The organism is Streptomyces pathocidini (assembly GCF_001418495.1).
GTDB lineage: Bacteria > Actinomycetota > Actinomycetes > Streptomycetales > Streptomycetaceae > Streptomyces > Streptomyces pathocidini.
The window spans coordinates 1-2,314 of sequence record NZ_LIQY01000669.1 but is presented as its reverse complement, the minus strand read 5'-3'; the positions used below and the strand labels follow the sequence as shown (position 1 = coordinate 2,314).

Below are 2,314 nucleotides of genomic sequence, written 5' to 3'. Positions count from 1 at the left end.
GCCCGCCTCAAGGACGTCGAGGAGTTTGTTGATGCCCGCCGCCAGAGCGTCCAGCAGCGCGTGCACCGCCTTCTTCAGGCCGTCCGCCAGCTTGTTGACCGCCGCGATCGCCTGGTCGCGCAGCCCCTCGATCGCCCTGCGGAACTTGTCGCGCAACTCGGGGAAGGCCGCGAGCAGCACATCGCCGATCGCGATCAGCGCGTCCGCCAGCAGGTTGATCGCCTTGACGGCGAGGTCGCGTACGAAGTCGATGGCCTTGTCGGCCCATTCCTTGAACGTGTCGATGATGCCGTTGACCGCCTTGCGGGCGGCATCGAACACCGCGGTGACCGCTTCCAGGAGCGCGCTGAAGAACCCCTTCACCTTGTCGGCGAGCCAGCCGAAGAAGCCCCCGGACGGCTTCTTCTCCTCCTTCTTCCGCTCGGCCTCCTTCTCCGCGTTCACCCGCTCGGTGTCGATCTGCTGGTTGTCCTTGTCCTTGCGGTCGTTGACCTCCTTGTCCTTGTCGTCGCGGCCCTTGACGATCTCCTTGTTCCTGGCGGTGTGCTCCTTCTCGGACTTCCCGTCCGCGTCCTCGACCTTCTTGTCCTGCTCGGCCCGCCAGTCGGCGCGCTGCCGCTGCGCCTCCTCGGCGGCCCTGCCGCGCTCGGCCGTCTGCTTCTCGGAGTTCTGCGCGACCTCGCGGTCGATCTCCGTCTGCTTCTCCCGCTCGGCCCGCTGCTCGCCCTGCTGGTGCTCCTTCTCCTTGGCGGTCATATCGCCCTGGGCCTGGCCTGCCGCCCCCTGGATCTCCGCGCCGCGCTCCTGCTGGGCGACCGCACCCACACCGGGTTTGGGCTTCGACCCCGCCTTGACTCCGCTCACCCCGCCCCTGCCGCCCGCCCGCCCTGAGACCTGGCCGACCAACTGCTCCCGTGGCGCGTTGGGGAAGATCCGGTCCTCGCCCATCGGCTTCGCGGCGTCCTCGCGCCCCGTGTTCCGGATCCGGGACTGCTTCTCCTTGAGCGCCTTGGCCTGGTCGTCCGTGCGCTGAGGATCGCTCGGGCCCTCCAGCTTGATCTTCGGGGCGGGGCCGACCGTCTTGTCGCGCAACTCGGGGTCGACGGTGGGGACCGCGTCGGCCGCGGCCTCCACACTCTCGGCCTCCTCGGCGCTGAGCTCCTTCGCCACCGGGACCGGTGGCGGGGGAGTGCTGTCCGTGGCCTTCTGCCCCTCGGCCTTCTCGCTGCCCTTGGCCCGCTGCCGCCCGCCCTGGTCCTCGGGCCCCAGCCGTTCGACCCGGCCGGTCACCTGCGCGGCCGGCGGCGCCGCCTGGGGCGGTGCCGCCTGGGTGCGGGGAGCACCCGAAGGGCGTTCCCGTTTCGGCGGGTCGGCGTCCAGGCGGTGCTGCTCCTCGCGGACCTTCTTGTCCGCCGCCTGGTCCACGCCCGGCATGGCGGCCGCCGCCTGGTCCGGAGGCAGCCTGCTGACCGTGCCGATGGCGGCCTTCGGATCCTGGGCCGAGACATCCGGCGGCTCGGGCTGCTTCTCCTCCGGGGCCGCCTCGCCACCACCGCCTCCGCAGCCGCCCTTGCCCCCGTCGTCCTTCTCCGCCGCGGGCTCGGGCGGGGCACAGCCGCCGCCGTCCTTCTCCAGAGACGCCTCAGGTCTGGGCTGGGCTCCCTCCGGGGCCGGAGCGCCCGACTTCCCGGGGCTGTCCGCCTGTTCGGCCGCCGGACCGACCGCGGCCCGCGCCGGAGACGGCGCCGAGCCCGGCCCCGCCGCGGCCGTCGGGCCAACGGGCTCCGGGGCACCCACCGCACCGCCGGGCGCCGCCCCGGGACCGCTCTCCTTCGGCACCGAACTCCGAGCCACCGGGGCCTCGTTCGGACCCCTCGCGGGCTCGGCCGCCCGACGCGCCGCGGGGGAGGGGTGGCGGTCCTCGGTCGGCACGGGTTCCGTATGGGCACCGGCGGGCTTGCGCGCACCGGCCGGCGGCGTCGGCGCCGGGGGCGCCTTCTCATCGGCCTCGGCCGCCGCGGTCCCCGGGGCGGGCTGGCCGGGCCTCCCCGACGCGTCTGCCGCGGCGGCGGCCGCGGCGGGGCCGCGCGAATCCCGTTGGCCGCCCTCGGCCTTGGCCTTGGCGTCCCCGGTGTCCTCGGCATCCTTGGCATCGGGGCGCTGCTCCCCGCCGTCGGGGTCCGCCTCCTCCCCGGCACCGCGCTCGTCCTCCCCGGCACGCCCCCCGTCGCGATCACCCCCGTCCCGCTCGTCCCTGGGAGCCGCGTGCCCCTCGGTCTCGGGTTCGGCCTCCTCCCCGTGCGAGCCCTCGGGG

The 2,314-nt window shown here is 74.4% G+C and carries 1 pseudogene; it reads right to left on the bottom strand.

The window, feature by feature from the left end:
• Positions 1-2,314 (bottom strand): annotated as a pseudogene (locus AOK16_RS24290) (eCIS core domain-containing protein); the annotation flags it as partial.